Origin of the sequence: Streptomyces sp. KL109B (assembly GCF_030766935.1) — a bacterium.
GTDB lineage: Bacteria > Actinomycetota > Actinomycetes > Streptomycetales > Streptomycetaceae > Streptomyces.
In genome coordinates this window covers 141,970-168,120 of sequence record NZ_JASERL010000004.1, presented here as the reverse complement: position 1 = coordinate 168,120, position 26,151 = coordinate 141,970, and the positions used below count along the sequence as shown (strand labels likewise).

25 protein-coding genes, 1 tRNA gene and 1 pseudogene are annotated in these 26,151 nt (G+C 71.6%); 21 read left to right on the top strand and 6 right to left on the bottom strand.

The window, feature by feature from the left end; genetic code table 11:
- The first annotated feature begins 380 nt into the window (after positions 1-380).
- Positions 381-1,238 (top strand): aldo/keto reductase, encoded by an 858-nt coding sequence (locus RBJ65_RS15430; RefSeq protein ID WP_306323871.1) that lies wholly within the window; start codon positions 381-383, stop codon positions 1,236-1,238.
- A gap of 382 nt (positions 1,239-1,620) precedes the next feature.
- Here the strand turns inward: RBJ65_RS15430 and RBJ65_RS15425 are convergent, their stop codons facing one another.
- Positions 1,621-3,720, bottom strand: a complete 2,100-nt coding sequence (locus RBJ65_RS15425) for a hypothetical protein (RefSeq protein WP_306323870.1) — start codon at positions 3,718-3,720, stop codon at positions 1,621-1,623.
- 259 nt (positions 3,721-3,979) lie between these two features.
- Between RBJ65_RS15425 and proB the strand changes: the two genes are divergently transcribed.
- The 5 genes from proB to RBJ65_RS15400 all read left to right on the top strand — a co-directional run bounded on the left by proB (position 3,980) and on the right by RBJ65_RS15400 (position 9,081).
- The gene (gene proB, locus RBJ65_RS15420; RefSeq protein ID WP_306323869.1) at positions 3,980-5,134 is read left to right on the top strand and encodes a glutamate 5-kinase; all 1,155 of its coding nucleotides are present in this window, start codon (positions 3,980-3,982) and stop codon (positions 5,132-5,134) included.
- A 177-nt stretch (positions 5,135-5,311) separates the two neighbouring features.
- Positions 5,312-5,788 carry a hypothetical protein gene (locus RBJ65_RS15415; protein ID WP_306323868.1) on the top strand — a complete coding sequence of 159 codons (477 nt, stop codon included), beginning with the start codon at positions 5,312-5,314 and terminating at the stop codon, positions 5,786-5,788.
- A gap of 149 nt (positions 5,789-5,937) precedes the next feature.
- Complete coding sequence (locus RBJ65_RS15410) at positions 5,938-7,227, top strand: glutamate-5-semialdehyde dehydrogenase (protein WP_306323867.1); 1,290 nt, start codon at positions 5,938-5,940, stop codon at positions 7,225-7,227.
- 22 nt (positions 7,228-7,249) lie between these two features.
- Positions 7,250-7,876: a hypothetical protein gene (locus RBJ65_RS15405; RefSeq protein ID WP_306323866.1), complete on the top strand. Its 627-nt coding sequence runs from the start codon at positions 7,250-7,252 to the stop codon at positions 7,874-7,876.
- Between the two features lie 89 nt (positions 7,877-7,965).
- On the top strand, positions 7,966-9,081 hold the full coding sequence (locus RBJ65_RS15400; protein WP_306323865.1) for a hypothetical protein: 1,116 nt from the start codon (positions 7,966-7,968) through the stop codon (positions 9,079-9,081).
- Positions 9,082-9,089: 8 nt separating this feature from the next.
- Here RBJ65_RS15400 and RBJ65_RS15395 read toward each other — a convergent pair whose 3' ends face one another.
- The gene (locus RBJ65_RS15395; RefSeq protein WP_306323864.1) at positions 9,090-10,223 is read right to left on the bottom strand and encodes a M48 family metallopeptidase; all 1,134 of its coding nucleotides are present in this window, start codon (positions 10,221-10,223) and stop codon (positions 9,090-9,092) included.
- Positions 10,224-10,329: 106 nt separating this feature from the next.
- Between RBJ65_RS15395 and RBJ65_RS15390 the strand changes: the two genes are divergently transcribed.
- The 7 genes from RBJ65_RS15390 (at position 10,330) to RBJ65_RS15360 (ending at position 14,371) form a co-directional block, all read left to right on the top strand.
- Positions 10,330-10,470: a hypothetical protein gene (locus RBJ65_RS15390; protein ID WP_306323863.1), complete on the top strand. Its 141-nt coding sequence runs from the start codon at positions 10,330-10,332 to the stop codon at positions 10,468-10,470.
- A 65-nt stretch (positions 10,471-10,535) separates the two neighbouring features.
- A complete protein-coding gene (locus RBJ65_RS15385) occupies positions 10,536-10,697 on the top strand; it encodes a hypothetical protein (protein WP_306323862.1) in 162 nt (53 codons plus the stop codon).
- Between the two features lie 44 nt (positions 10,698-10,741).
- Positions 10,742-11,404: a nicotinate-nucleotide adenylyltransferase gene (gene nadD, locus RBJ65_RS15380; RefSeq protein WP_306323861.1), complete on the top strand. Its 663-nt coding sequence runs from the start codon at positions 10,742-10,744 to the stop codon at positions 11,402-11,404.
- A 26-nt stretch (positions 11,405-11,430) separates the two neighbouring features.
- Positions 11,431-13,017: an LCP family protein gene (locus RBJ65_RS15375; RefSeq protein ID WP_306323860.1), complete on the top strand. Its 1,587-nt coding sequence runs from the start codon at positions 11,431-11,433 to the stop codon at positions 13,015-13,017.
- 90 nt (positions 13,018-13,107) lie between these two features.
- On the top strand, positions 13,108-13,542 hold the full coding sequence (gene rsfS / locus RBJ65_RS15370; protein ID WP_306323859.1) for a ribosome silencing factor: 435 nt from the start codon (positions 13,108-13,110) through the stop codon (positions 13,540-13,542).
- Positions 13,539-14,186, top strand: coding sequence for a histidine phosphatase family protein (locus RBJ65_RS15365; protein WP_306323858.1), 648 nt, complete (start codon positions 13,539-13,541; stop codon positions 14,184-14,186). The genes rsfS and RBJ65_RS15365 overlap by 4 nt, the downstream gene beginning before the upstream one ends.
- Positions 14,187-14,298: 112 nt before the next feature.
- Positions 14,299-14,371 (top strand) — tRNA-Ala (locus tag RBJ65_RS15360).
- A gap of 80 nt (positions 14,372-14,451) precedes the next feature.
- Here RBJ65_RS15360 and RBJ65_RS15355 read toward each other — a convergent pair.
- On the bottom strand, positions 14,452-14,985 hold the full coding sequence (locus RBJ65_RS15355; protein WP_306323857.1) for an HPP family protein: 534 nt from the start codon (positions 14,983-14,985) through the stop codon (positions 14,452-14,454).
- 128 nt (positions 14,986-15,113) lie between these two features.
- Between RBJ65_RS15355 and RBJ65_RS15350 the strand changes: the two genes are divergently transcribed.
- Positions 15,114-15,758, top strand: a complete 645-nt coding sequence (locus RBJ65_RS15350) for an ABATE domain-containing protein (RefSeq protein WP_306323856.1) — start codon at positions 15,114-15,116, stop codon at positions 15,756-15,758.
- Here the strand turns inward: RBJ65_RS15350 and RBJ65_RS15345 are convergent.
- On the bottom strand, positions 15,755-17,158 hold the full coding sequence (locus RBJ65_RS15345) for a vanadium-dependent haloperoxidase (protein ID WP_306323855.1): 1,404 nt from the start codon (positions 17,156-17,158) through the stop codon (positions 15,755-15,757). The two genes, RBJ65_RS15350 and RBJ65_RS15345, sit on opposite strands and share 4 nt — an antisense overlap.
- A 206-nt stretch (positions 17,159-17,364) precedes the next feature.
- A complete protein-coding gene (locus tag RBJ65_RS15340; RefSeq protein ID WP_306323854.1) occupies positions 17,365-18,060 on the bottom strand; it encodes an ABATE domain-containing protein in 696 nt (231 codons plus the stop codon).
- Positions 18,061-18,158: 98 nt separating this feature from the next.
- Here RBJ65_RS15340 and RBJ65_RS15335 point away from each other — a divergent pair.
- From RBJ65_RS15335 to RBJ65_RS15305, 7 genes and pseudogenes are all read left to right on the top strand, one after another.
- Positions 18,159-18,344 (top strand): annotated as a pseudogene (locus tag RBJ65_RS15335) (LysR family transcriptional regulator); the annotation flags it as partial.
- 57 nt (positions 18,345-18,401) lie between these two features.
- Positions 18,402-19,070 (top strand): substrate-binding domain-containing protein, encoded by a 669-nt coding sequence (locus tag RBJ65_RS15330; RefSeq protein WP_306332150.1) that lies wholly within the window; start codon positions 18,402-18,404, stop codon positions 19,068-19,070.
- 194 nt (positions 19,071-19,264) lie between these two features.
- Positions 19,265-19,681 carry a cupin domain-containing protein gene (locus RBJ65_RS15325; protein WP_306323853.1) on the top strand — a complete coding sequence of 139 codons (417 nt, stop codon included), beginning with the start codon at positions 19,265-19,267 and terminating at the stop codon, positions 19,679-19,681.
- 63 nt (positions 19,682-19,744) lie between these two features.
- On the top strand, positions 19,745-20,278 hold the full coding sequence (locus RBJ65_RS15320) for a cobalamin B12-binding domain-containing protein (protein WP_306323852.1): 534 nt from the start codon (positions 19,745-19,747) through the stop codon (positions 20,276-20,278).
- The gene (locus tag RBJ65_RS15315) at positions 20,275-21,582 is read left to right on the top strand and encodes a methylaspartate mutase (RefSeq protein ID WP_306323851.1); all 1,308 of its coding nucleotides are present in this window, start codon (positions 20,275-20,277) and stop codon (positions 21,580-21,582) included. The genes RBJ65_RS15320 and RBJ65_RS15315 overlap by 4 nt, the downstream gene beginning before the upstream one ends.
- A gap of 88 nt (positions 21,583-21,670) precedes the next feature.
- Positions 21,671-23,680 (top strand): FAD/NAD(P)-binding protein, encoded by a 2,010-nt coding sequence (locus tag RBJ65_RS15310; RefSeq protein WP_306323850.1) that lies wholly within the window; start codon positions 21,671-21,673, stop codon positions 23,678-23,680.
- Positions 23,677-25,347: an AMP-binding protein gene (locus RBJ65_RS15305; protein WP_306323849.1), complete on the top strand. Its 1,671-nt coding sequence runs from the start codon at positions 23,677-23,679 to the stop codon at positions 25,345-25,347. Before RBJ65_RS15310 ends, RBJ65_RS15305 begins: the two co-directional genes overlap by 4 nt.
- 145 nt (positions 25,348-25,492) lie before the next feature.
- Here the strand turns inward: RBJ65_RS15305 and RBJ65_RS15300 are convergent, their stop codons facing one another.
- Positions 25,493-26,059 (bottom strand): CGNR zinc finger domain-containing protein, encoded by a 567-nt coding sequence (locus RBJ65_RS15300; RefSeq protein WP_306323848.1) that lies wholly within the window; start codon positions 26,057-26,059, stop codon positions 25,493-25,495.
- Between the last annotated feature and the right edge of the window lie 92 nt (positions 26,060-26,151).

Below are 26,151 nucleotides of genomic sequence, written 5' to 3'. Positions count from 1 at the left end.
CTCGTTCGGGTGCGCGGCGCCGGGGCCTTCGGCTGCGCCGCTTCCCGCTCATCTCCCACCTACCCGCCCCCTCCGGGGGGCTTCGGCCCGAGGTCCGGGCGGTGCCCGGCGGCGCCCGCCAATTCGGGCGTGGCGTCGGGGGGGGCGAGCTCCGGGGCCGACTCCGCGCGTGGTTCTCGCGCCGCGCCGGAGCGCGTGCCGGATGGCTGGCCCGGGCGCCCGGCCCGGCCCACCCGGCCCAGCACGCTCGACTCGGTGGCCCGGCCCAGCCCTCTCGACGCTCGCCCCGCAGATGCGCCAACGCCCTTCACGCTCAACGGAGTTGGTACTGTCACCGCTCACCGGAGAAGCGCGGAAACACGGAGAGGCCGGGGCAGCGGATGGGATCGAGTACGTTCGGGTTCGATGGCGGAGCCATTCGCGTGGGGAGGCTCGGGTTCGGCGCCATGCACTTGCCCACCGAGCCCGCTGCCGACCGCTCAAGGTCGCTCGCGGTTGCCCGGCGGGCCGTCGAACTGGGCGTCACGCTCGTCGACACCGCGCACCTGTACGGCGGTGGCGCCAACGAAGAACTGCTTGCCGAGGCCCTGTACCCCTACCCGGACGACCTGCTCGTCACGACCAAGGTCGGGGTCGCGCGGACCGGGCCCGGAGGTGAGTGGCGCCTTGACGGGCGGCCGGAGATCCTGCGCGATCAGGTCGACCAGGCCCTGCGGCGGCTCCGCGTCGACCGGGTCGAACTGCTTCAGCTGCACCGTATCGACCCGGAGACCCCGTTGGCCGAACAACTCGGCACGCTGCGGGAACTCCAGGCCGAGGGCAAGGTCGGCCGGCTCGGCCTGTCCGAGGTCACGGTCGACGAACTCGCCCAGGCTCGGGAGATCGTCGACGTCGTCAGCGTCCAGAACCGCTACAACCTGCTCGACCGCGAGCACGAGCCGGTGCTCGCGGCCTGCGAGGCGGCGGGCATCGGGTTCCTGCCGTGGCGGCCGGTCGCCGCGGGGACGGCGGGGGAGCGGGCCGAGATCGCCGCGGTCGCGGCCGAGACCGGGGGTACGCCGACGCAGGTCGCGCTCGCCTGGCTCCTCGCCCACTCACCGGTCGTCCTCCCGATCCCCGGCACCGCCCGAATCGACCACCTGGAGGAGAACCTCGCCGCAGCCAACCTCCACCTGACCCCGTCCCAACTCGACCGCCTCTCCACGCTGGGAGCCCCTTCGAGCCCCACCGACGGCTGAGGCACGGGGCGCGGGCCGAGGCCGCCATCTGTCCGAGCCGGCGGCCAAATCAAGCCCCGCTGGCGTTTGAGGCGCGGGGTCCGGGGCGGAGCGCCGCGACGTGGGAGTGGGTCGAGGTCGCCATCTGTCAGAGCCGGCGGACAAATCAAGCCTCGCCGGCGTTTGAGGCGCGGGGTCCGGGGCGGAGCGCCGCGACGTGGGAGTGGGCCGAGGTCGCCATCTGTCCGTGCCGGCGGCCAAATCAAGCCTCGCCGGCGTTTGAGGCGCGGGGTCCGGGGCGGAGCCCCGTGGCGTAGGAGCGGTCGACCGCTACAGCACGCGAAAGGGGCCCGGGAGGACAACGTCTCCCGGGCCCCTTCGCCGCACGCACACCGCAGAGGTGTTACGCCGTCACCGTGTCCTCCGACTCCGACTCCGACGCGGCCTCCGCCTCCGCCGCCTCCGCGGCCTGCTCCTCGACGGAGTCCTCGCGGGTCGGCGGGATCTCGTCCTCGCCGCGCGCCGCCATCCGCGCGCGCCGCTCGTCGGCCTTGGCGCACAGCGCGCGCACGGCCGCGTTGAAGCGGTCGATGGAGGGCGGGTCCGAGGGGCCGAGGAGGTGTTCCTTCAGGGCGACGCGGGCCTCGGCCTGCGTGTCCGCCGTCTCGCCGCGGACGACCGCGAGCAGCTCGGGAACCTCGGTGGCCTCGGGCGAGAGGACCGTCGCCGCCCGCGTCGTCGGGAAGCCGGTGCGGAACTCGTCCTCCGTAAGACCCGACGTGTTCGCCACCGCGTACGGCTTCTCGCTGCTCAGCCAGTCGGAGACGACGGAGGAGACGTCGGAGATGAGCACGTCCGCCGCGTTGAAGCAGGTGAAGATCGCGGGCCGGGCCTGCGTGATGATCAGGTGCTCCCACTCGGGGAAGGACGCCCAGTACGCCTCCTCCCACGCCGCCGTCGCCTCGGCCACCGCGGCCGCCCGGTTCCCGTCGGGCGCGCCCTGGAGCAGCATCCGCTCCTGCTCGTCGGTGCCCTTGGGGAACTTGGTGGACGTCAGCTCGTTCAGCGCCTCGAAGCGGCGCTCCAGCTCGACGGCGGCCTCGGGGCCTGGACGCGCGCCGGAGCGGCGGGCGTTGGCCTCCTGGATCATCGCCATGATCCGCTTGTTGGCCTCGCCCGCGGCGGGCACCTGCGAACCGGTCATCGGGTGCGGCTTGTAGATGAGGCGCACCTTGGGGTCGTCGAGCAGGTGCCGGACGATGTTCTCGCCGGCCAGGATGACCGACGTATTGCCGGGGTTGCCGTCCCAGCCCTCCCAGGTGGGGGCGTACAGGACCGTCGTGTACTCGCCGGTGGCCGGGCCGTCCGCGAGCTGGATCGGCGCGAGCTGGGGGCGGCCCACCTCGACGACGTCCTTGTCCTCGACGCCGACGTCCGCGAGCTGGTAGCGGTCGCGCGCCGCGGGACCTGCCACCCACACCTCGTCGTACGCCTTCGCGTACGGGTTGCAGGAGCTCAGCTTGTCGGACTCGCCGTGGTTGGTGAACGCGTGCTTGATCGTGGGGATGCGCAGGACCTGCGAGGTCTTCGCGGCGTTCGCCGGGTGAAGCAGCATCTTCAGCGTCGAGTTCTCCAGGGAGAACATCGTGGCGACCTTCGGGAAGCAGATGATCGGCACGTCGGTGGCGTCGATCTTGTTCACCATGAAGCGCTCGCGCAGCACGATCAGCGGCTTGCCGTCGACCGCGGCGAGCGTGGAGAGCCACATGTTCGCCTGGTACGCGGAGGTGGTGCCGCCGGAGAAGTACATGCCGACGGTCGGCTGGTACTCGGCCAGCCACTTGTCGAGCCACTCGATGACCTTGGCGTCGTTCACCGGACGCTTCTTCGGCAGCAGCCAGCTACCGAGGTGGAGCGTGCCGACGAGGAAGAGGGCGATGGAGACGCCGATGCCGATGACGCCCCAGACGGCGTTGGTCGTCGCGGCCGTGATCACCAGGCCGAGCGTGGAGGGGATCGCGAAGGTCAGCAGCCGGTGGGCGGCGCGCCGGGCCAGCAGGCGCGGCGGCGACTTGCACAGGTTCAGCGCGGACGCGTCGATGTTGCGCGTGACGATCGGCAGCGTACGAGAGCGGCGTACGAGGACCGCGGCCGCCTGGCAGGCGAAGTGCAGCAGGTACATCGCGAGCACCATGACCAGCAGCGGGGCCTGCTCGTCGAGGGGGTTGATGCCGCTGATGCGGAGCAGTCCTACGAAGATCAACATGTCGCGCAGCAGTTGCCGCACCGTGACGTCGAAGCGGATCTTGCCGAGCAGCGAGAGCAGCCCCGGCTGCTTGTACTGCAGGTAGGTGTCGAGGGCGAGTCCGGCCGCGCTCGCGGCGACGAAGACGGGCACATACGGAACGAGCGCGCTGACGAGCTGGGCCACATAGAGCGCGAACATCGTGAACAGCGCGGAAAGCTGCACGAGGCGGCGCGAGGCGCGTCCGGCGGAGGGCACGGGCTGGGCTCCTGGCAGGGGGTCTCGGAGGGTGGGGGGACCGTGGGGGAGGTCCACCTCGCGGAAATGCTGACCACTGACCGTATGACTTTCGGTGGTCCCCTAGCAATCCTCCGGGGCCGCAAGCAGCGGAAACAGGGGCAAACGGCGTGAATGAGCAGGGACCTACTCCCTCTCTTGATTACCCGGCGTCCACGGCCCTGTCCGCGCATCGAAACCCGAGAGCGGTCGTAGGGGCAGGTCACGTACATTGCGAGGCATGTCAGGGGCAACAACTGGGGAATCGTCGGGGACGTCACGGCAGGGCGTGGCTCAGGCCCGCAGGATCGTCGTCAAGGTGGGATCGTCGTCACTCACGACGGCTGCGGGGGGACTGGACGCGGACCGCGTCGACGCGCTCGTCGACGTACTCGCGAAGCACCGCGGAGGGGGAGAGAGGGAGATCGTCCTCGTCTCCTCCGGCGCCATCGCCGCGGGCCTCGCCCCGCTCGGTCTGACCCGCCGCCCCAAGGACCTCGCCCGCCAGCAGGCCGCGGCCAGCGTGGGGCAGGGACTCCTCGTCGCCCGCTACACCGCTTCCTTCGCGCGCTACGGGGTCCGCGTCGGCCAGGTCCTCCTGACCAGCGACGACATGGCCCGCCGCGCCCACCACCGCAACGCCTCGCGCACCCTCGACCAGCTCCTGGCGATGGGCTCCTTCCCGATCGTCAACGAGAACGACACCGTGGCCACGGACGAGATCCGGTTCGGGGACAACGACCGGCTCGCGGCCCTCGTCGCCCACCTCGTCCACGCCGACCTGCTGGTGCTGCTCTCGGACGTCGACGGCCTCTACGACGGTGATCCTGCGAAACCCGGCAGCTCCCGCATCGCCGAGGTGCGCACCCCCGCCGACATAGCGCACGTCAAGATCGGCTCCGCCGGGAAGGCGGGCGTCGGCACCGGCGGCATGGTCACCAAGGTCGAGGCCGCCTCGATCGCCGCGGCCGCCGGCATCCCGGTGGTGCTCACGAGCGCCAGCCACGCCTCCGACGCCCTCGCCGCCCGCGACACCGGCACCTACTTCCACCGCACCGGCCGCCGCAGCGCCGACCGCCTCCTTTGGTTGCAGCACGCCTCGACGCCGCAGGGCGCGATCACTCTCGACGACGGCGCCGTACGAGCCGTGGTCGACGGCCGCAAGTCGCTGCTGCCCGCCGGAATCGCGGCCGTGGAGGGCGAGTTCACCGCGGGCGACCCCGTCGAGCTGCGCGACGAGAGCGGCACGGCCGTCGCGCGCGGCCTCGTCAACTTCGACGCCAAGGAGATCCCGCAGCTGATCGGCCGCTCCACCCGGGAGCTCGCCCGCGATCTCGGCCCGGCCTACGAACGCGAAGTCGTACACAGGGACGACCTGGTCCTCCTCCAGGCTTGAATCGGGCTCCGCGCCTTCGAAACCGCCTGTGGGAAAGGCCGAAAGCCTGCCACCCGCGGGGGACCTTCCCCAAAACCGCCCCACGAAGCTCCGTGTCCTGCTCAACTCTTGAGGCAGGGAGTTCCATCACGGAAGGTCCGCACGACCACTGCCGACCACAGCGCAAAGGAGGCCGTCGTGAGACGAGCGCGCCCGGGGGCCGCGTCCAAAGGACCCCGAGGGTCGGCGGAGCGGGCGCTGACGAGCGTGGCCGCGGGGGAGGCGTACGAGGAGGAGAGCGGACGGGAGCCCACGGACGGGAGCGCCGAGGAAGGCCCCCGCCTGTGGCACGTCACGCTCAGCGTCTCCGGCGCCGAGGCCCCCCTCGCGGAGGTGCGCCGCGGCCTCGAACAGCTCGCCCACGACCACCCCTTCCTGCTGACCAGCCGGTACGCGGGCGACCACGCCGAGATCCGCTACTGGGAAGAGGCCCGCGACCTGCACGACGCGGCAGCCGTCGCCCTCCGCCTCTGGGGCGAGCACCGCCGCACCTCCCAACTCCCGCCCTGGGAAATCGTCGGCCTGGAGGTCATCGACCGCCAGACCTACCACCACCGCATCGCCGAGGGCTACGGCCCCCTGCCGGCCACTCCAGTAGGCGTCCACCCCTTCTGACCCAGGGGCGCGGGGAACTGCGCGCGCAAGCACAACTGACCGTTCCGAGGCGGAAACACCCGCCACTGTGGCCCAGGCCAATTTCAGCCATGTCTCACCCCCCGAAACACAACGCGGACCGTTCCCACGCCCCCGTTACCCTGCGGAGCATGACGTCGCTGCCGCTGAACCCCTACGACTCCATGACCCCGGTCACCCAGACCGCGTACCGCGCGAGGTCTGCCGCGGGCGACCTCGCCGCCCTGCCGCGCGCGGAGAAGGACGACGCCCTCGGCGCGATGGCCGACGCCCTGGAAGTGCGTACGGCGGAAATCATCGAGGCCAACGCCAAGGACATCGCGCGCGCCCGCGAGGCCGGCACATCCGAGGCCATCGTCGACCGCCTCACGCTCACCGCGGAGCGCATCCGCGCCATCGCCTCCGACGTGCGCGACGTCATCGGCCTCCCGGACCCGGTCGGCACCGTCGTCCGCGGCAACACCCTCCCCAACGGCATCGACCTGCGCCAGGTCCGCGTCCCGCTCGGCGTCGTCGGCATCATCTACGAGGCCCGGCCGAACGTCACCGTCGACGCCGCCGCCCTCTGCCTCAAGTCCGGCAACGCGGTCCTGCTGCGCGGCAGTTCATCGGCGTACGAGTCGAACACCGCGCTGGTGCGCGTGCTGCGCGACGCCGTCGGCGGGGCCGGGCTTCCCGCCGACGCGATCCAGCTCGTCCCCGGCGAGAGCCGCGACTCGGTGACCGAGCTGATGCGCGCCCGCGGCCTCGTCGACGTACTCATCCCGCGCGGCGGTGCCTCGCTCATCAAGAACGTCGTCGAGAACTCCACCGTCCCCGTCATCGAGACCGGCACCGGCAACTGCCACGTCTACGTGGACGCCGCCGCCGACCTCGACACGGCGGTCGAGATCCTCGTCAACTCCAAGGCGCACCGCGTCTCCGTGTGCAACGCCGCCGAGACCCTCCTCGTCCACAAGGACATCGCCGACGCCTTCGTGCCGCGCGCCCTCGACGCGCTCGCCGAGGCGGGCGTCACCGTGCACGCGGACCCCCGGATCGCGGAGTACGCGGACCGCTCCAAGGCCACCGTCGTCGAGGCGACCCCCGAGGACTGGGAGACCGAGTACCTCTCGTACGACATCGCCGCCGCGGTCGTCGACGACATGGACCGGGCCATCGAGCACATCCGGCTGTGGTCCTCCGGGCACACCGAGGCCATCGTCACCACCTCGCAGCAGGCCGCCCGCCGCTTCACGCAGCTCGTCGACTCCACGACCGTCGCCGTCAACGCCTCGACGCGGTTCACCGACGGCGGCCAGTTCGGCTTCGGCGCCGAGATCGGCATCTCCACGCAGAAGCTGCACGCCCGTGGCCCCATGGGCCTGCCGGAGCTCACGAGCACGAAGTACATCGTGACCGGCGACGGTCACACCCGTTGAATTCCCTTACCGTCTGCCCAAATTGACCCCTTCGGTCTACCCTGGACGGGTGCCGGAGGACGTGGGGGGCTCGCCGTTCCCGGACGGCTGGGAGCCCGACGACGACCACGACCGCGGGGGCTGGGACGAAGAGTTCGCCTCCGTGGTCTTCGACGAGGACTTCGTGAAGGCGGCGGAAGTCCATGAGCCCACCGCGGTCGAGCGGCTGCTCGCCGCGGCGCAGGCGCGCGCCGAGGCCCAGGAGGCCGAGGCCCGCAGAGCCCGGATAAGGCCGGGCCCCGACGACGAGTTCTACGACGACCCGGACGGTTTCGGCCGCGGCGAAGAGGGCGAGTTCGGCTGCTACGCCGACGAGTCCGACGAGCTGTACGAGGAGGAGCTCGACCGCGAGCGCCGCTCGGCGGGACCCATGGGCGGCGTCCGCTGGCGCAGGCCCGTCGCCTGGGCGCTCGCCCTGCTGATGGGCATCGGCATGGTCGCCCTCGCCTTCACGGCCGTCTACCGCGGCGCGTCCTCGGGCAGCCAGGACGAGGTGCCGCCGCCCGCGACGACGGAAATGGAGAAGGGCGCGGAGAACGTTCCGGGCTCGCCCTCCGCCTCCGCGGACTACTCCCAGCCGGCCGTCTCGGCGGTTCCGAAGACCCCCTGAGGGGGCGCTCGGGGCGCTCTGGCGGGGGTCTTGGAAGTTGACGTGTACCAGGGCGTTTACCTGGCGTCGCGTAGACCTACCCTGAAGGTATGAACGGGCCAGGAGACCCACCGGAGGGGACACCGGAAAGCGGTCCCGGCGGTGGTGGCAGTGAGGAAGAGTACCGATCCGTCGTGTTCGACGAATCGTTCGTCAGGGCTGCCCGGCTCCAGGAGTTCTCGGCCCAGGAGCGCATCACCGACCACACGCCCGCCGTGCGCCGGCTGCCCGTGCTGCGGCGCGGCCTCACCCGGCAGGCCGTGATCCTCGTCGTCCTGATCGTGGTCGCCTTCGGCACCGCCGTCTACATGGGCGTACGCAGCCCCTATCGGACGACCCCGGTCGCCCGGAACACCGAACCGCTGCGCATGACCGTCATCCCGCTCGCCCCGCAGGGCACGGTCCCCGGCGCCAAGTCCGTGCGCGAGCTGTACGAGCACAGCCCCGCCGCCCACTTCAAGAGCGCCGCCCGCGCCATCGACCTGCCCACCGACCCGAAGCGCACCGCGCACTTCTCCGACAGCCAGGTCGTCACCGCGCTGACCACCGCCAAGGACTACCTCGTCGACTCCTCGCTCGACCCCGACGTGCTCACGCACGGCGCCGTGCGCCCGGTGCGCATGCTCATCGACCCGCAGCAGCTCCCGCAGTTCGACCAGAGCATCCGCAGGCCGGCCACCGACGGGCGGCACGCCGCCACCGGCTGGCTCGTCCGCTTCGACCCGGCGCAGGCCGCGCTCGCCGATCCGCACATCCGGGTCCGCGGCAGCCTGCGGGTCTCCGAGACCGACGCGAACACCCTCGAAGTGAGCTCGGACCACACCTTCGTCTACGCGCTGCGTCCCGCCGACAAGGCCGATAAGAGCGACAAGGCGGGCAAGGCGGCCGACGGTGAGAAGGAGAAGACGTCCCTGTTCACCGTCCGCCGCGTGCTGCACTTCCGCTTCGACCGCCAGGACCTGCGCAACCACCAGACCGAACTGCTGGTGTCGTACGTCCAGGCGGGCCCGCTCGCCTGCTCTGCCGACGCGGCCGGCTATCTGCACCCGCTGCTCGCGGGCCAGAACCCGAAGGAGGGCGGACCGGCCGGCACCGACCCGTACGCGACGGACAGTGCGACGGCGCTGTGCGGCGCGCTCGCACCGGACGCCCAGCCGAACGTGTAACCGCCGGGTCAGCGCTGGTCGCTGTCGCCGTCGCTGTCGTCGTCCGTGCCGTGGTTCCCGTTGTTGCCACCGCCGTTGCCGCCGGTCCCGGTCCCGCCGCCACTGCCGCCGCCGAAGTTCCCGAAGCCGCGCCGCACCCGGCCGCCCAGGTCGCCCGCGCCGCCCGCGATGTCGCTGACCAGCTTCATCAGCGGGTCCTTCGAGGTCTTCACGGTCTCCGTGTAGTGCGAGGCCGACTCGCGCCACGAGTCCGTCACCGAGGTGTCCTTGTCCTCGCTGCGGCGCGGGTAGTGACCGTCCATCAGACGCTGGTAGTCGCGGCTCGCCGCCCACTTCTTCAGCTCGGCGGCGCGCACCGTGGTGAACGGGTGCGAGCGCGGCAGCACGTTCAGGATCTTCAGCACGGAGTCCCGCAGATCGCCCCCGGCCTCGTACTCCTCGGCCTGCTTGAGGAACGCGTCCACGTTCATCTGGTGCAGATGGTTGCCGCCCGCGATCTTCATCAGGCCGCGCATGGACGCCTGGAGGTCCTGGCCGACCAGCAACCCCGCCCGGTCCGCGGAGAGTTCGGACTTGCGGAACCACTCGCGCAGCGCCGTCACGATCGCCATGATCGCGAGGTTGCCGAGCGGGATCCACGCCACGCGCAGCGCCAGGCTGGTCAGGAAGAGCAGGATCGTCCGGTACACCGAGTGGCCGGACAGCGCGTGCCCCACCTCGTGCCCGACGACCGCCCGCATCTCCTCCTCGTCGAGGAGCTCCACGAGCCCCGTCGTGACGACGATGATCGGCTCGTCGAGGCCGATGCACATCGCGTTCGGCTGCGGGTCCTGATTGACGTACATCGGGGGGACCTTCTCCAGGTCCAGGATGTAACAGGCGTCCCGCAGCATCGTGTTGAGATGCGCGAACTGCTCGTCCGAGACCCGCACCGAGTCCGACAGGAACAGCAGGCGCAGGCTGCGCTCCGGCAGCAGGCCGCTCAGGGCCTTGAAGACCGTGTCGAACCCGCTCAGCTTGCGCAGCGCGACCAGCGCGGAGCGGTCCGCCGGGTGCTCGTACGCGCGCGACGAGATGCCCGGGAAGCGCCGGCGCTGCCTGCTGGGTACGTTCTCGTGCTGCTCGTTCGGTTCGTCGGGCATGCGACTTCCCCCATGTTCCGTGGACTCGACGGTCGTGCCCCCAAGGTGGAGTCCACACTAGGCGGATATACCGTGACGGGGCAGCACACCGAAGGAGCGAACCGTCATGGAGCACATCGATCACGTCATCAGCGCGGCCTCGGACCAGGGTCCGGGCAATCTGCTGCGCGGCGTGCTGATCGTGGGCGTACTGGGTGCGATTTTCCTCGCCTGGTTTCTGCTGAGGGGCTACAAGCGCGACGACTGACCCCACCGCTTACGATGGGTCAGAAGTCTTTATCCCGATCCCACACCGGATAGGTCCTGCTGACGATGAGCCTCCACAGCACCGCCGCCCAGCTCACCACCCTCGCCGCCGAGGGCGAGCACGGTGGAAACCACGAAAGCCTCAACCCCCTCGTCGTCGGTGGGTCGGCCTTCATCATCCTGCTGCTGCTGCTGTGGGTCACCACTCGTTTCAACCGGGACCGCTGAGCCCGGACGGGACCACTGAGAACGGGCCAGTAGGCTCTGCACGCATGGGAGCGCAGGACATGCCTACCGGCCCGGTCAACAGCCCGGCCGGCGGCCCGGATCGCGAGTGGGCCTCACCGGCCAAGCGACGCATCGGCGTCATGGGCGGAACGTTCGACCCGATCCACCACGGACACCTGGTGGCGGCCAGCGAGGTCGCCGCGCAGTTCGACCTCGACGAGGTGGTGTTCGTGCCCACCGGGCAGCCCTGGCAGAAGAGTGCCAAGAACGTCTCCCCGGCCGAGGACCGCTATTTGATGACGGTCATCGCGACCGCCGAGAACCCGCAGTTCTCGGTGAGCCGCATCGACATCGACCGCGGCGGCCCGACGTACACGACGGACACCCTGCGCGATCTGCGCGAGCTGAATCCGGACACGGACCTGTTCTTCATCACGGGTGCCGACGCTCTCGGCCAGATCCTCACCTGGCGTTATACCGAAGAGCTGTTCTCGCTGGCACACTTCATCGGGGTCACGCGGCCGGGCCACACGCTCGCCGACCCGGGCCTGCCGGAGGGCGGCGTCTCGTTCGTCGAGGTTCCCGCCCTCGCCATCTCGTCCACGGACTGCCGTGACAGGGTCGCCAAGGGCGACCCCATCTGGTACATGGTGCCGGACGGTGTGGTGCGCTATATCGACAAGCGCCAGCTGTACCGAGGCGACTGAACCCTGCACCGCCGAGAGGGGCATCGGTGAACGACCGATACGACGGTTACGACCAGCAGAATTACGAGCTGGTCGGCTATGACGAGTTCGGCCAGCCGGTCTACCGGCCGGTCCAGCAGGCGCCGTCGTACGAGCAGAACTCACCGTACGGATACGGATACGACCCGTACGCGGGCGGGCAGCCGCAGCCGCAGCCTCAGCAGCAAGCACCTTCGTACGACCCCTACGGTGGCGGCGCACCGCAGCAGGCCCCGCCGCAGGCACAGCAGACGCGGCAGACCACCGGGTACATCCCGCAGCAGGCCGCGCCGCCCGGGCCGCCCTCGCGGCCGCAGGGGCCGCCGCCCGAGCGGGACTACCGCACCGAGCAGTTCCAGTTCGTCGAGGAGCCGGACGAGGACTCCGAAGACGTCATCGACTGGCTGAAGTTCACCGAGTCGCGCACCGAGCGGCGCGAGGAGGCGCGGCGCCGCAGCCGCAACCGGGGCATCGCCCTCGTCGTCGTACTCGCCCTGTGCCTCGTCGGCGGCGCCGGCTACCTCTGGTACCAGGACAAGCTGCCGTTCCTGTCGAAGGAGTCCGGGGCGACGGGCGCGGCCGCCGCTACGGGGCCGCAGAACCGTGACGTCATCGTCGTCCACCTGCACAACACCAAGGGCGGCGGCACCTCCACGGCGCTGCTCGTGAACAACACCACCACGAAGCGGGCCACCACCGTCCTGCTGCCCAACTCCCTTGCCTTGTCCGACGAGGACGGCACCAGCACCACGCTCGCCAAGTCCGTCGACGACGACGGCTCATCCGGGACGAGCGACTCCCTCGACACCCTGCTCGGCACCGACATCCAGGGCACCTGGCGGCTCGACACCCCGTACCTGAACAACCTCGTCGAGCTCGTCGGCAACATCGACGTCACCACGAACACGACCGTGCCCGACCCCGCCAAGAAGGGCACCGTGCTCGTCCACAAGGGCGCGGACCAGACGCTCAGCGGCCAGGCGGCCGTGGCGTACGCGACGTACCGCGCCAAGGGCGAGCCGCAGACGGCGCAGCTGGAACGGTTCGGCCAGGTCATGCAGGGCGTGCTGCGCAAGCTGTCGTCCGACCCGCAGGCCGCGACGACCACCGTGCAGACGCTCGCCCAGATCCTCGACCCGTCGCTGACCGAGAAGGACCTCGGCGCCTTCCTCGCCAAGCTGGCCGACCGGGCCAAGGAGGGCGACTACAAGAGCGAGGTGCTGCCGGTGCAGCGCGGCGGCGCCATCTCCGAGTCCACCGCGAACTCCGTGGTCGAGAACGTGCTCGGCGGCGCCGTGAAGTCCCCGGCCGAGGGCGGCTCGCTGCGCGTCGGCATCAAGAACGCCACCGGCGACAAGGCCCGCACCGAGAAGGCCCGCGTGGCCCTGGTCAACGGCGGCTACACCTTCGTGTCCGGTGGAACCGGAACGGCCGTCGCGGCCTCTCGGGTCACGTACGCCGACGCGGCGCACAAGAAGGACGCCGTCGAGGTCGCCAAGACCCTGGGTCTGCCGGCGTCGGCCGTGACGAAGGGGCAGGCGGCGAGGAACGCGGACGTGTCCGTGGTGCTCGGCCAGAACTACAGCGGTCGGTGACCGTGAGGCGTGTCGGTGGGCCGTGAGACCCTTGAGGTACCCCCTGAGGGAACTCTCGGGGGCCTCAGACCACCGACGGAAAGCCAAGTAGTGACCGCCACCGACCGTTCCCACGAGCTCATCAACGTCGCCGCGCAGGCGGCCGCCGACAAGCTCGCGCACGACATCATCGCCTACGACGTCAGCGACGTGCTGTCCATCACGGACGCCTTCCTGCTCGCGTCGGCGCCCAACGACCGCCAGGTCAAGTCGATCGTCGACGAGATCGAGGAGAAGCTGAACAAGCAGCTCGGCGCCAAGCCGGTGCGCCGCGAGGGCGACCGCGACGCCCGCTGGATCCTGCTCGACTACGTCGACATCGTCGTCCACGTCCAGCACAGCGAGGAGCGCGTCTTCTACGCCCTTGAGCGGCTGTGGAAGGACTGCCCCGAGCTCGACCTGCCGGAGGACGCCAAGGCCACGCGCGGCAAGGGCGAGGAGCACGCCAAGGAGCGGGAGGCCGCCGCCGAGGGTGAGGTGCTGTGACCAGCACCTCCCGGGGGCGCCGCGTCATCCTGTGGCGGCACGGCCAGACCTCCTGGAACCTGGAGCGCCGCTTCCAGGGCACCACGGACATCGAGCTCACCGAGACCGGCGTCGCCCAGGCCCGCCGCGCCGCCCGGCTGCTCGCCTCGCTGCGGCCGGACGCGATCGTCGCGTCCGACCTCAAGCGGGCCGCTGCCACGGCCGCCGAACTGACCGCGCTGACCGGCCTCGACGCCTCGTACGACGAGAGCCTGCGCGAGACGTACGCGGGTGAGTGGCAGGGCCTCACGCACGAGGAGATCATCGCCCGCTTCGGCGAGCAGTACGCGGCGTGGAAGCGCGGCGAGCCGGTGCGCCGCGGTGGCGGCGAACTGGAGACCGAGGTCGCCGACCGGGCCGCGCCCGTCGTGCTGCGGCACGCGGACAAGCTGCCCGACGAAGGAGTGCTCGTCGTGGTCAGCCACGGCGGCACGATCCGCACCACCATCGGCCGGCTGCTCGGCCTGGAGGCCCACCACTGGGAGGGGCTCGGCGGCCTGTCGAACTGCTGCTGGTCCGTCCTCGGCGAGGGCGCCCGCGGCTGGCGCCTGCTCGAACACAACGCGGGCACACTGCCGGAACCGGTCCTCGGCGACGACGACTGAGACCGGCCCCCGAGGGGCTCGGGGGCCGGATTTCACTTTCCGGCAGGTCGCAGGCTAAAGTTCTTCTTGTTCGGGCCGCCGGGGAAACCCCCGGGGGAGCGGATGAAAACGAGGGGCTATAGCTCAGTTGGTAGAGCGCTTGCATGGCATGCAAGAGGTCAGGAGTTCGATTCTCCTTAGCTCCACACAGTAAAGATCCCGTCCGATCGATTCGATCGGACGGGATCTTTTTTTGATCTCTACCGCCAGTGGCTACCGCCAGTGTCTACCACCAGTAGGTGGGGTAGCGGGCGGTCTTGCCGGTGCGTCCGGCGGCGATGCCGACGGCCACCAGGACCACGGTGCCCAGCAGGAGCAGCGACAGGAACAGCACGGTGTCCGGCTCGCTCAGCACCACGATGACGGACGTGGCTGCCGCGGGGGAGTGCGGGGTGCGGGCCAGGGCCATCGCGCCGATGGCGAGGCCGCCGGCCACGGCCGCGCTCCAGAACGAACTGCCGCCTAAGGGCAGGACGAGGAAGCCCACCACGGCCGAGATGAGCTGACCGCCGATCACGCTGCGCGGCTGCGCCAGGGGCAGTGCGGGCGCGGCGAAGACGAGGGCGGCGCTGGCCGCCAGCGGCGGGATGAGCACCGTCTGGTCCAGGGCGCTGCCGAGGGCGACCAGCAGCGTCAGGGCGACCACGCCGCCCAGGGTGGCGATCCCGATGAAGGGGGCGGCGGCGCGGGCCGGGGCCCGGCTGGTGAGAACGGTGGAGCGGCGGGAGGCGGGGAGGTCCGCCACGGGGGTGTCGGCCACGGGGAGTCCTTCATGAGGAGGTCGGGCTCATGGATAGAGCCGAGCTGGTGGGCAGAGCCGAGCTAATGGGTAGAGCATAGAGGAAAGCATTAGTTTCGCGAGTGGTTTTAGCACGGCAGGATGGAGACATGGACGACAGGACACATCAGCAGGGGCAGCCGTCGGCCGTGTCCCTGCTGCCGCTGAGCGGCGAGCCGCTGCCGCTGGACCTGATCAACACGACGTACATCAAGGGCGGGGTCCGCGGGCGTCTGATGGACGCCCTGACGACGCCGGCCGATCTCGACGACTGGCTGGCCTCGCACCGGGAGCGGCTGGGTGTCGGCCTGGAGCTGACCGGGGCGGCGGACGGCGCCCACCTCACGGAGTTCCGCAGGCTGCGCGAGGCCGTGCGGGCGCTGACCGAGGCCCGGGTCGCGGGGCGGGAGCCGGACGCCGGGGACGTGTCGGTGGTGAACGCGGCCGCCCGGTTCGCCGTCCAGTGGCAGGAGTTGGCGCCCGGCGCCGGATTCGCGGCGCGGGTCCGCCGGATGGAGGGCGACCCGCGCTGGGCCGCGCTCGGAGAGGTGGCGGTGCGGGCGGTGACGCTGCTGGCCGGGCCGGACGCCGAGCGGGTGCGCGCCTGCCCGGCGCCCGGCTGCGTGCTGTACTTCCTCAAGGGCCAGGCCCATCGCGAGTGGTGCACCGCGGGGTGCGGGAACCGGGTGCGGGTGGCCCGGCACAGCCGCCGCGCGGCGGGCGGCGACGTGCCGGCCGAGGTCGGCCAGAGCTAGAGGATGTTGGCGTACACCTGGTCGGCGACCCGGTAACCGAGGTCCAGGGCCGCGGCGTTGTCCCACTCGAAGTGCACGCCGATGTACTTGCGGCTGTCGGCCTTCTCCTGGGCGGCGGCGCTCAGCGTCGGGAAGGAGCGGGTGACGCCCTTGGCGTACGGGTCGTCCGTGCCGCCGGTGAAGGACAGGTCGTCACGGCCGAAGTAGTCCCGCAGGATTCCGGCCCAGGCCCCGGCGATGCCGGAGTGGCCGGAGACGTACGTCGGGAAGTTCGGGGTGAAGCTCTTGCCGTCGACGCCCGACTCCAGCGGCTCCCAGGCCGGGTCGGCGACGATGTCCGCGTTGGGCGCCTCGCCGGCCCGGGTGATCGCGTCCACCGGGCGCCACAGGTCCCAGTCGGTGCCGTACTTGGAGTCCCAGATGGCGATGGCGGCGTCGGCGAGCGTCGCGGACGTCAGCCCGAACAGCCGGGCGCTCTGGAAGGAGTCGCTGGTGGGGCGGTACTTCCGGAAGACGGTCAGCGCGTGGTCGTACTGCTGGCCGACCGGCTTGTAGGTGCCGTCGACGTCATTGGCCCAGTAGTGCGCCAACTCGGTCTGGTCGGCGGTGCGTTCGGTGGAGTTCTTGCCGCCGATCCGCTTGATCTCGTTGACCTGCTTCGCGTACTCGGTGCTCTTGAGCATGTCGGCCGCGGAGGCGAAGCCGTTCGGTGTCCCCGGGCGGAACTGCGAACCGGAGGTCAGGGCGAAGGGCTTGACCTTGCCCCAGTTGGGGGCGCCCGCGGCGGTGCCGGCGGCGGGCCGCCAGTGGCCGGGGGCGTCGGTCACCACGTACGGGGTGGTGTCCGCGGAGCCGTCGTTCACGCGGTTGTCGATGAGCGCCTGCGCGGTCTTGGTGCCCAGCGCCCGGCCGCGGTCCCGGCTCGCCGCGGTGGAGCGGTCGGGCATGGCCAGCGCCGTCCGCAGCTTGCTGTCGAGGTCGGCGACCGGATAGTTCGGGAAGGCGCCGCGCAGCGAGGTGTAGGCGGCGTAGTCGATCGCCGTGTTGAGCGAGCCGTAGGCGCCCTCGGCGGAGGCGTCCTTGGTCAGATACGGCTTGCCTATCGTGCGGATGGAGTTCACCGCGTCGTAGATCGCCAGGTCCATCATGGCGCCGCCGCGCGTCAGCGGGCCGGGGGTGCCGCCGGTCTTGCGGAACACGTCCAGAATCGCGTTGTTCCAGTACAGGACGTGGTCGTTGGAGCCGGTCGCGGTGGAGATGGCGGCCGTGTCGGCGGTGTCGCTCGTCGCGGCCACGCCGGCCGGGGCCAGCGCGGCGACCGAGGTCAGGGCAAGGCCCGCCACGAGGGCTCTGCGGGTGATGGCGCGGCGAGAGGATGCGGTGCGAGTGGTGCGGGGCATGAGCGTCTTCCCTGTCTGTAGAGCCTGCGGGTACAGGCGGGCCCGGCGCCTGGGGGGTACCCGGGCGGTCCGTGCGTTCTCGACAAGGAACGTAGGTCGGTATTCGGCGCGCTCACCGGCCTCTTCTCAGATGCCAGCGATCAGCGAACCCGATGACGCCGGGGCTCACCAGGCGTTTTCGGGATTCCGCGACACCGCCCCGTGCTCTAACGGGGCGCTGGCCGGGGGTCGTTAGAGCACGGGGCGGTGTCGCGGCCCGGGTGGTGGCGGGCGTAGTGGCGGGCGGCGCGGGCGCGGTTGCCGCAGCCGGTGGAGCACCAGGAGCGCCGGAAGCGCGCGTGGTCGAAGAAGAAGACGCAGCCCGGAGCGGTGCATCTGCGGGGATCGATGGCAGTGTTGCCGCCGAGCAGGGCGATTACCGCGTGGGCGATCTCGATCTGCGCGGCGGTGACCGGCGGCGCCGTGCGCAGCTCGTGGGCCGTGGGCGGGCCGCCCGCCTCCCAGACCAGACAGGGCCACTGCTGTCCGGCGCTTGCCACCCTGTTGAGCTGGGCCACGTCCACGGGATCGGGCCGCTGCCGGTTCACATAGGCCTCGACCAGGCGGCGGGCGGTATCGCGCAGGGTGACGAAACATCGCACGTCGGCCGGGTCGATCCGGTCGAGCACGGCGTCCTGCAGCGGGGTGGTGAACTTCGGGCGACAGGAGCGCAGCCACCACGCCAGCTTCCCCGGGGTGTTCAGGCCGTCCCGCAGGGCGCCCCGTAAGGGGAAGACGGTGTTGAGGAACTCCAAGGCCAGGGGCTCGCCGTTGAGCGGTGGGAGGTCCACGGGGGCGGCGTCGTCGGTGGGCATCACGGGGTCCTCGGGGCAGGGCGGGCTTGCCGCAGGTGTGTGTCTCATGTCAATATCCTGACGCTAACGTATTGTGGCCGCCTTGACCGTTAGGTTTACCAACTGTTGGTACGGCGGGCCTGGGGGGATCTCTTCATGGGGGGAACGTGACGTTAGATCTTGCGCTCTATCAATTGAGAACGTTTCGTGAAGTGGCTCGGCTCGGGAGTCTCACCAAAGCCGCCCGGTCGCTCGGATATGCCCAGTCGAGTGTGACGTCCCATGTGCGACTGCTGGAATCCCGGGTCGGTATCCGACTGGTGCAGAGATTGCCGCACGGTGTGCGGCTCACCGCGGCCGGGGAAATATTCTATGAATACGCGAACCGTATAACGCGCGTGGTCGATGAAATGGAGAGCGCGCTGAATCCGGCGGGCGAGATCGAGGGGCGGGTGTCGGTGGGGGCCTCCGCCCTGCTCCTGGAGACCCGGGTCGGCGAGCTGGTGCGCGAGTGCCGCCGCCGGTACCCGAAGGTCCATGTCTCGCCCCGGGCGCTGGACATCGCGCGGGCCGCCGACACGGTCCGGGACGGCGGCGCCGACCTCGTGCTGGTGCACGGCGACTGCGCGCCGGCGAACCAGGCCGGGATCGTCGTCGACGAACTGCCGGGGCTCGAGGTCGTGCCCGTCGGCCCGGCCTCCCTCGCGCGCGCCGCCGACCCGTCCCTGGCGCTCGCCGGGCTGCCCGTGCTGGCGGTCGACCCCGACTGCGACTCCCACCACGTGCTGGTCTCCGCCCTGCGGGAGCTGCACGGACTCGACCCGCAGGTCGTCGAGGCCGGTTCGGTGGGCGGTGCCAGAGAGCTGGTGCGGGTCGGCTACGGCATCGCCATGCTGCCGGCCGAGTCGGTGCGCTCCGCCACGGGAGCGGACGGCATGGCGGTGATCCCGGGGCTGCCGCGGGTGCGGCTCGGGGCGCGGCTGCTGTGGCTCGGGCCCGAGCGCTCCCTGTCCGCGGTCTCGGCGGTCTCCGCGGTCGCCACCCGGCAGAGCCGGCAGCTGGTGCCGCAGGCCGCCTGATCCGTATTTCGATACACCCCTTACGACGCCGGGGAAGGCGAACGGGGAATTTCCCGTTCCGTCTTCCCCGGTTTTTTTGTTCGCCCCCTATCGGGGCTTCCGATATCGGCCATCAATTTTTGCGGGCAACCAACTCTCGGTGTTCTGCATAGCCTGGTGATGTTCAAATCAACCGGTCTGCGAGAGGTAAATCAGTGGCCGACATCTCTTATATCCCCAACGTTTTCCGCAGCGGGTTCGACCTCGACGACCTGGACTGGGTGCCGTGGTCGGAGCCGGGCCGGATCGGTGTGGAGCACCACGTGCTGTGGGCGCCGGACGAGGCGCAGGGGGAGGACTCGATCGGGCTGCTGCTGCGCTTCCCGGCCGGCGCCCACGGCGACTTCCACGAGCACCTCGGCCACGAGCTGATGCTGGTCCTCGACGGCGTCCTCGACCACAGCGACGGCATCTCGTACGTCAAGGGCGACCTGGTCGTCGAGGGCCCGGGCACCGAGCACCAGATGTCCAGCCGCACCGGATGCACGGTCCTGGCCATCCGCAGCCGCCCGGCGGCGCCTCGTACGCCGAAGAAGGACATCCGGCCCGTGGGCGTCACCGCGGCCGTCTGACGTTCGCGTGCCTGCCTTCGCGTTCCGTCCCGCACTGATCGAGCGAGCGAAAGACATTCCATCGTGAGTACGTACTCCGTTCCGTCCCGCCGTGGCGGGAAGGTGCTGGTTTCCAGCGTCTCGTCCGACTCCCACACCTGGAACCTGGTGTTCCTCCAGTTACTGCTGGAGGAGATGGGACACGACGTGACGAACGTCGGCTCCTGTGTCCCGGACGACCTGCTCGTCGAGGAGTGCCGACGGGTCCGCCCCGACCTGGTCGTCATCAGCAGCGTCAACGGGCACGGGGCGCTCGACGGAGCACGCGTGATCCGGCGGCTGCGCGACGAACCGGACCTGCGCGGGCTGCGCGTCGTCATCGGCGGCAAGCTCGGCGTGCGCGGGTCCGAAGCGGGCAGCTACGGGCCGGAGTTGACGGCCGCCGGCTTCGACGCGGTCTTCGAGGAGGCGACGGGCGTGGCCGAGTTCCGCAGCTACCTGAGCCACGCCGGCCCGCCCGCGCTCCCCGCTGCTCCTGCGCTCCCCGCTGCTCCTGCACTCCCTGCTGCTCCTGCGCTCCCCGCCGCTCCCGCGCTCACCGCCGCGGCCGCCCGATGACCGGGAGCGCGCACACCGGCGTCCCCGCCCCGCGGCTCGGTACCTTCGCCGCGGCCGTGGCGGACGCGAAACGAGCCGGAACGCTCGTCGTGCAGCCCCGGATGGGCTTCGCCGACCTGCCGCGGATGCGCGAGGGGCTGCACGCGGTCAAGGCGGCGCGGGCGCGCACCGTCGGCACCCTGACCATCGACAGCTACACCCGCGTCGGCGACCACGCGTCCGCCGCGCAGGCGCTCGCCCGGGGCGCCGACCTCAACGGCTACCCCATCGTCGCGCACGGCCCGGACACCACCCGGACGCTCCTCGACGGCCTGGTGTCGGACGGGTTCGCCGTCCAGGTGCGGCACGGCTCCGCCAACCCGCTCGGCATCGTCGAGGCCCTGCTGGACGCGGGCCTCGACGCCACCGAGGGCGGACCGGTCTCGTACTGCCTGCCCTACAGCCGGACCCCGCTGCCCGAGGCCGTCGACGCCTGGGCGCGCAGTTGCGAGCTCCTCGCCGCCCGGCCCGGCAGCCACCTGGAGAGCTTCGGCGGCTGCATGCTCGGCCAGCTCTGCCCGCCCGGCCTGCTCGTCGCGCTCTCGGTGCTGGAAGGCGTGTTCTTCCGCCGGCACGGACTGCGCAGCGTCTCGCTCAGCTACGCCCAGCAGACCCATCACGACCAGGACGTCGAGGCCCTGCACGCGCTGCGCACCCTCGCGGCGGAGCAGCTGCCGGGCGTGGACTGGCACGTCGTGCTCTACACGTACATGGGCGTCTTCCCGCGCACCACGGGCGGCGCGCTCGCCCTGCTGCGCGACAGCGCCCGCCTCGCGGCCCGCACCGGCACCGAGCGCATGATCGTGAAGACGCCCGCGGAGGCGCACCGCATCCCCACCGTCCAGGACAACGTCCACGCGCTCGAACAGGCCGCGCTCGCGGCGCGGGCGCAGCGGCCCGAACCCGCCCCGCCGGACGGCGAGTTCGGGATCCTGGCCGAGGCGCGCACGCTGGTCGAGACGGTCCTCGGGCTGCACCGGGACATCGGGCGCGCACTGGTCGAGGCGTTCCGGCGCGGCCTGCTGGACGTGCCGTACTGCCTGCACGCCGACAACGCCCAGCGCTCGCGCGCCTACATCGACGCGCGCGGCAGCCTGCAGTGGCACAGCACCGGCGCCATGCCGATCCGGGCGCTGCCCGCCCCCGGGCGGGACCGGCTGCGCGCCGACGACCTGCTCGGCATGCTCTCCCACACCCAGGAGTCCTTCGACCGGGCCGCCCTGGAGCACGGAGGCGCGACGGGCACGGCGGCGCTGCCCGCCTGACTGCCCGCCTGACTGTCCGTCGCCCGACCCGGCCGGCCGCCGCGGTCCACCGCTTCCTCCCCTTCTTCTCAACAGCTAGGGAATTCCTGTGTCCGGACACTCATCCGATGCACGCCCCCTCGTCGTCGCCGTCATCGGCAGCGGGCCCCGAGGGCTCTCCGTTCTGGAACGGCTCGCCGTGCGGACGGCGGCGGAGGCCGAGCGGCTGCCCGCCGGTGCCGTCCCGCGGCCCGTACGGATCCACCTGATCGACGCCACGGAGATCGGCGCGGGCCGGGTGTGGCGCACCGACCAGGACGGGTGGTTCACCATGAACACCGTCATCAGCCAGGTCACCATGTACTCCGGCGGGCCCGACGAAGGGCCCGCCCGGCCGGGGGCGGGGCCCTCGCTCGGCGAGTGGATCGAGCGGCGCGCGCGGCAGGGCGAGGAGCCGCTCGGGCCCGACGACTACGCGTCGCGGGTCCGCTACGGCCACTACCTCGCGGACGTGTACCGCACCATCGTCGAGCACCTGCCGCCGCACGTCCGGATCGTGCCGGTCACGGGACGCGTCACCGCGCTGCGCACCGGCACCGACAGCGGGTATCTGCTCAGCCTGGACACCGCCCCGCACCTGCTGGAGGCCGACCGGGTCGTGCTCGCCACGGGACACCCGCGCAACGCCCCCGACGCCTTCGAGCGGGAGATGCTCGACTTCGCCGCGCGCACCCCGAACACCCACTACCTGTGCGGGGATTCGGCCGCCGACCTCCCGCTGGACGAGGCGACGATCCCGCCGGGCAGCGCGGTCGGCGTCCGCGGGCTCGGCCTGTCCTTCTACGACGTGATGCTGTCGCTGACCGTGGGGCGCGGCGGCACCTTCCGCACCGAGAACGGCGAGCTGGTCTACGCACCCAGCGGGCGCGAACCCGAGATCGTGGCCGGCTCCCGCAGCGGCCTTCCGATCCCGGCGCGCGGCCGCAACCAGAAAGAGCCCACGTACAGCCACCGCTCCCTCTTCCTCACCCGCGAAGCGCTCACCGCCGCCCGCGCCGCGCGCGCCGCCGGGGGCGGCACCGGCCAGCTGGACTTCGCCGAGGACGTACTGCCGCTGCTGCTGCGCGAGGTCGAGCACGTCTACTACGTCACCCATGTCCGCACCGCCCAAGGAGCCGCGGCCGCCGAGGAGTTCGCGCGGTCCCACGCGGACGCCGTGCGCCGCGGCGACGACCGCGGTCCGCTGCTCGACGCGGCCGGTCTCGGCCACGTACCGCCCATCGATCTGAACGCGCTGGCCCGGCCGTTCGCCGACGAGGAGTTCGACAGCCCCGAGGCGTTCCGCGCCCGGCTCCTCGACGTGATGGCGGAGGACCTCGCGCAGGCCGCGCTCGGCACCCTGGACGGGCCGCTCAAGTCCGCGCTCGACGTGCTGCGCGACATCCGCAACGTGGTCCGGGAGGCCGTCGACCACGGCGGGCTGCTGCCCGCGTCGCACACCGGCTTCTTCGACCGGCGGTTCCTGCCGGTCAACGCCCTGCTGTCGGCCGGGCCCCCGATGGTCCGCGTCGAGCAGCTGCGGGCGCTCGTGCGGCAGGGCGTCGTCACGGTCGTGGGCCCCGGTACGGCGTTCACGTCCGACGCGCGGTCCGGCGGATACCGGGTCGCCTCGGCGCAGGTCGCCGGGTCCGCGCGGATCGTGCGCGCGCTCGTCGACGCCCGGATCCCCACCCCGGACCTGCCGCGGGACACCTCCCCGCTGATCCGCGGGCTCGTCGCGGACGGCATGGCACGGCCGTACGTGATCGAGGGACCGGGCGACACCTCGTACACCACCGGTGGAATGGACGTCACCGCGAGCCCCTTCCATGTGATCGACGCCGCGGGCGAGCCGCAACAGGACCTGTACGCGCTGGGCATCCCCACCGAACACACCCGCTGGTTCACCCAGGTCGGCAGCAGCAGGCCGGGGGTCGGCACGCTGTTCTACCGGGACGCCGACGCCATCGCCGTCGACCTGTTGCGCCCGCTGCCCGCCGGGGACCGGCGCGGCGGGCAGGTGCTCATCCCGGGCCAGTCCACGAGCGGCGCGGTGGCCGCGCACGGGAGGCGGTCATGAGCGAGACGTCCGCCACCCAGGAGTTCCTGCGCGCCCGCGACCTCCTGCTGCTGCACCGCACCGATCTCGCCAAGGCCACCGCGGAGTTCCGCTGGCCGCGCCTGGAGCGGTTCAACTGGGCGCTCGACTGGTTCGACACGGTCGCGGCACGGCAGGACCGCACCGCGCTGCGCATCGTCGGCGCCGCGGGCCCCGGCACGGACCGGCTGCTCGGCTTCGGCGAACTGTCCCTGCGCTCGGGGCGGGTCGCCGTGCGGCTGCGCGCCCTGGGCCTGCGGCGCGGCGACCCGCTGCTGCTGATGCTGGGCAACCGCGTCGAGGTGTGGGAGACGATGCTCGCCGCGATGAAGCTCGGCGCGATCGTCATCCCCACGTACGCCACCGCCACGGCCGCCGAACTCGCCGACCGGCTCGACCGCGGCCGGGTGCGGTGCGTGATCGCCGAGGCGGGCCTGACCGACCGGTTCGCCGGGCTGCCGGGCGGCTGGCTGGGCATCAGCGTGGGGGGCGGGGCCGAGGGCTGGATCCCGTACGAGGATGCCGGCGCCGCCGCCGTTCCGTTCACGCCGGAGGGCGTCACGCGGGGCGACGACCCGCTGTTCCGGTACTTCACCTCGGGTACCACGTCGAAGCCGAAGATGGTGGAGCACACCCACGTCAGCTATCCCGTCGGCCATCTGTCCGGCATGTACTGGAACGGCCTGCTCCCCGGCGACGTACACCTCAACATCTCCGCGCCGGGCTGGGCCAAGCACGCCTGGAGCTCCCTGTTCGTGCCGTGGAACGCGGAGGCCACCGTGGTCGCCCTCGATGCCGCCGATACGAGTCCGGGCCGGATCCTCGACGTACTGCGCACCCGCGACGTGTCGACCTTCTGCGCGCCGCCGACCGTCTGGCGGGCCCTGGCCGCCGAGGGCCTCGGGCCGCGCCCGCCCGCGCTGCGCGAGGCCATGGCGGCGGGCGAGCCGCTGGAGCCCTCGCTGATCGAACAGGTCGGCCGCGCCTGGGGCGTAGACCTGCGCGACGGCTACGGGCAGACCGAGACGACCGGCCAGATCGGCAATCCACCCGGGCGCACCCCCGTCCCCGGGACCATGGGCTTCCCGCTGCCCGGCTATGAGGTGGCGCTGGTCGACCCCGGCACGGGACGGGTCGTGCCGGGCGGTGAAGTGGGCGAGATCTGCCTGGAGTTGAGGCGGGAGCGGCCGCTCGGCGTGATGCGCGGATACGTCGGGGACCCGCGGCGTACGGAGAAGGTGTTCGCCGGTGGCCGCTACCACACCGGCGATCTCGCGGTGCGCGGCACGGACGGCCGGCTGACCTATGTGGCGCGGGCCGACGACATGTTCAAGTCCTTCGACCACCGCATCTCGCCGCGCGAGCTGGAGGAGGCGCTGCTGCGCGATCCCGCGGTGGCCGACGCGGCCGTGGTTCCGGTGCCGGATCCGGTCGGGCTGTGGGTGCCGAAGGCCTATGTGGTGAGCGCGCCCGGGCAGCGTGCGGACGCGGCGGCGGCACGGGGTGTGCTGGAGCGCGCCGCGGCGCTGCTGCCGCCCGAGAAGCGGGTCAGGGTGGTCGAGTTCGCCGCCGAGCTGCCGCGCACGGCGTCGGGGAAGGTGCGGCGGGCCGAGCTGCGGGAGCGGGTGGCGGGGGCCGAGTACCGCTGACGGGCGAGCTGAACTGAGCTGAGGTGAGCTGAGCTGAGGTGAACTGAGCTGAGGTGAACTGAGCTGAGCTGAGGGTGGGTTCAGCTGAGGTGAGGGTGAGGGGCGGGGGCGGGGCCGTGGCTGACGGGCCCCGCCCCCGCCGCTGTCATGCGCCGCCGTGCCGCGCGTAGTGCCGTTGCGCCTTGGCGCGGTTGCCGCAGCCCGCCATGGAGCACCAGCGGCGGGTGCCGTTCTTGGACACGTCGTAGAAGTGCAGCAGACAGGCGTCGTTCGCGCAGTGCCGGATCCGCTCGGGGCGGTCGGCGAGCAGGCGCAGATAGTTTTCGGCCGCCGACCAGGCCGGGAGCCAGGACGGAGCGTCGACCTCCGTGGTGCTCAGGGGCCCGTCGGGGCCGAGGGTGCGGCGCAGCCTGCCGTGCGCCAGGACGGCGTTGAGCGCCTCGGCGGCCTTGGGCGCGGGGTGCCGCGCGGCGACGACGGAGTCGAGCGCGGACCGGGCCAGGAGCAGCCGGTCCAGCGTCTCCTGGTCGGCCGGGAGGGCGCTGCCGAGGGCCTCGACGACCGGCGCGCTGTTCAGCCAGGAGGCGAGCCCGTCGAGGGAGTCCAGCAGGTCATGGCGTGTGGTGTCGGCGATCCACCGGGTGTTGAGCAGGTCGATGGCGAGGGGTTCGGCCGTCAGCGGCCGGGGGTCGGGGGCCGGGGTGGGTGGCACAGGGCGGGACCTTTCCACGGGGCGGCGGTGCACTCACCCACCCACATTAACCAGTCAAAGCAAGATCAGGGGTTGACCGCCTTCTCTTCTAA

Excerpts from the sequence above, each read along its gene's own strand:
- RBJ65_RS15430 (WP_306323871.1), top strand. The coding sequence starts at position 381 with ATGGGATCGAGTACGTTCGGGTTCGATGGCGGAGCCATTCGCGTGGGG.
- proB (WP_306323869.1), top strand. The coding sequence starts at position 3,980 with ATGTCAGGGGCAACAACTGGGGAATCGTCGGGGACGTCACGGCAGGGC.
- RBJ65_RS15410 (WP_306323867.1), top strand. The coding sequence starts at position 5,938 with ATGACGTCGCTGCCGCTGAACCCCTACGACTCCATGACCCCGGTCACC.
- RBJ65_RS15400 (WP_306323865.1), top strand. The coding sequence starts at position 7,966 with ATGAACGGGCCAGGAGACCCACCGGAGGGGACACCGGAAAGCGGTCCC.
- RBJ65_RS15395 (WP_306323864.1), bottom strand. The coding sequence starts at position 10,223 with ATGCCCGACGAACCGAACGAGCAGCACGAGAACGTACCCAGCAGGCAG.
- RBJ65_RS15390 (WP_306323863.1), top strand. The coding sequence starts at position 10,330 with ATGGAGCACATCGATCACGTCATCAGCGCGGCCTCGGACCAGGGTCCG.
- RBJ65_RS15385 (WP_306323862.1), top strand. The coding sequence starts at position 10,536 with ATGAGCCTCCACAGCACCGCCGCCCAGCTCACCACCCTCGCCGCCGAG.
- nadD (WP_306323861.1), top strand. The coding sequence starts at position 10,742 with ATGGGAGCGCAGGACATGCCTACCGGCCCGGTCAACAGCCCGGCCGGC.
- RBJ65_RS15350 (WP_306323856.1), top strand. The coding sequence starts at position 15,114 with ATGGACGACAGGACACATCAGCAGGGGCAGCCGTCGGCCGTGTCCCTG.
- RBJ65_RS15345 (WP_306323855.1), bottom strand. The coding sequence starts at position 17,158 with ATGCCCCGCACCACTCGCACCGCATCCTCTCGCCGCGCCATCACCCGC.
- RBJ65_RS15340 (WP_306323854.1), bottom strand. The coding sequence starts at position 18,060 with ATGAGACACACACCTGCGGCAAGCCCGCCCTGCCCCGAGGACCCCGTG.
- RBJ65_RS15330 (WP_306332150.1), top strand. The coding sequence starts at position 18,402 with ATGGAGAGCGCGCTGAATCCGGCGGGCGAGATCGAGGGGCGGGTGTCG.
- RBJ65_RS15315 (WP_306323851.1), top strand. The coding sequence starts at position 20,275 with ATGACCGGGAGCGCGCACACCGGCGTCCCCGCCCCGCGGCTCGGTACC.
- RBJ65_RS15305 (WP_306323849.1), top strand. The coding sequence starts at position 23,677 with ATGAGCGAGACGTCCGCCACCCAGGAGTTCCTGCGCGCCCGCGACCTC.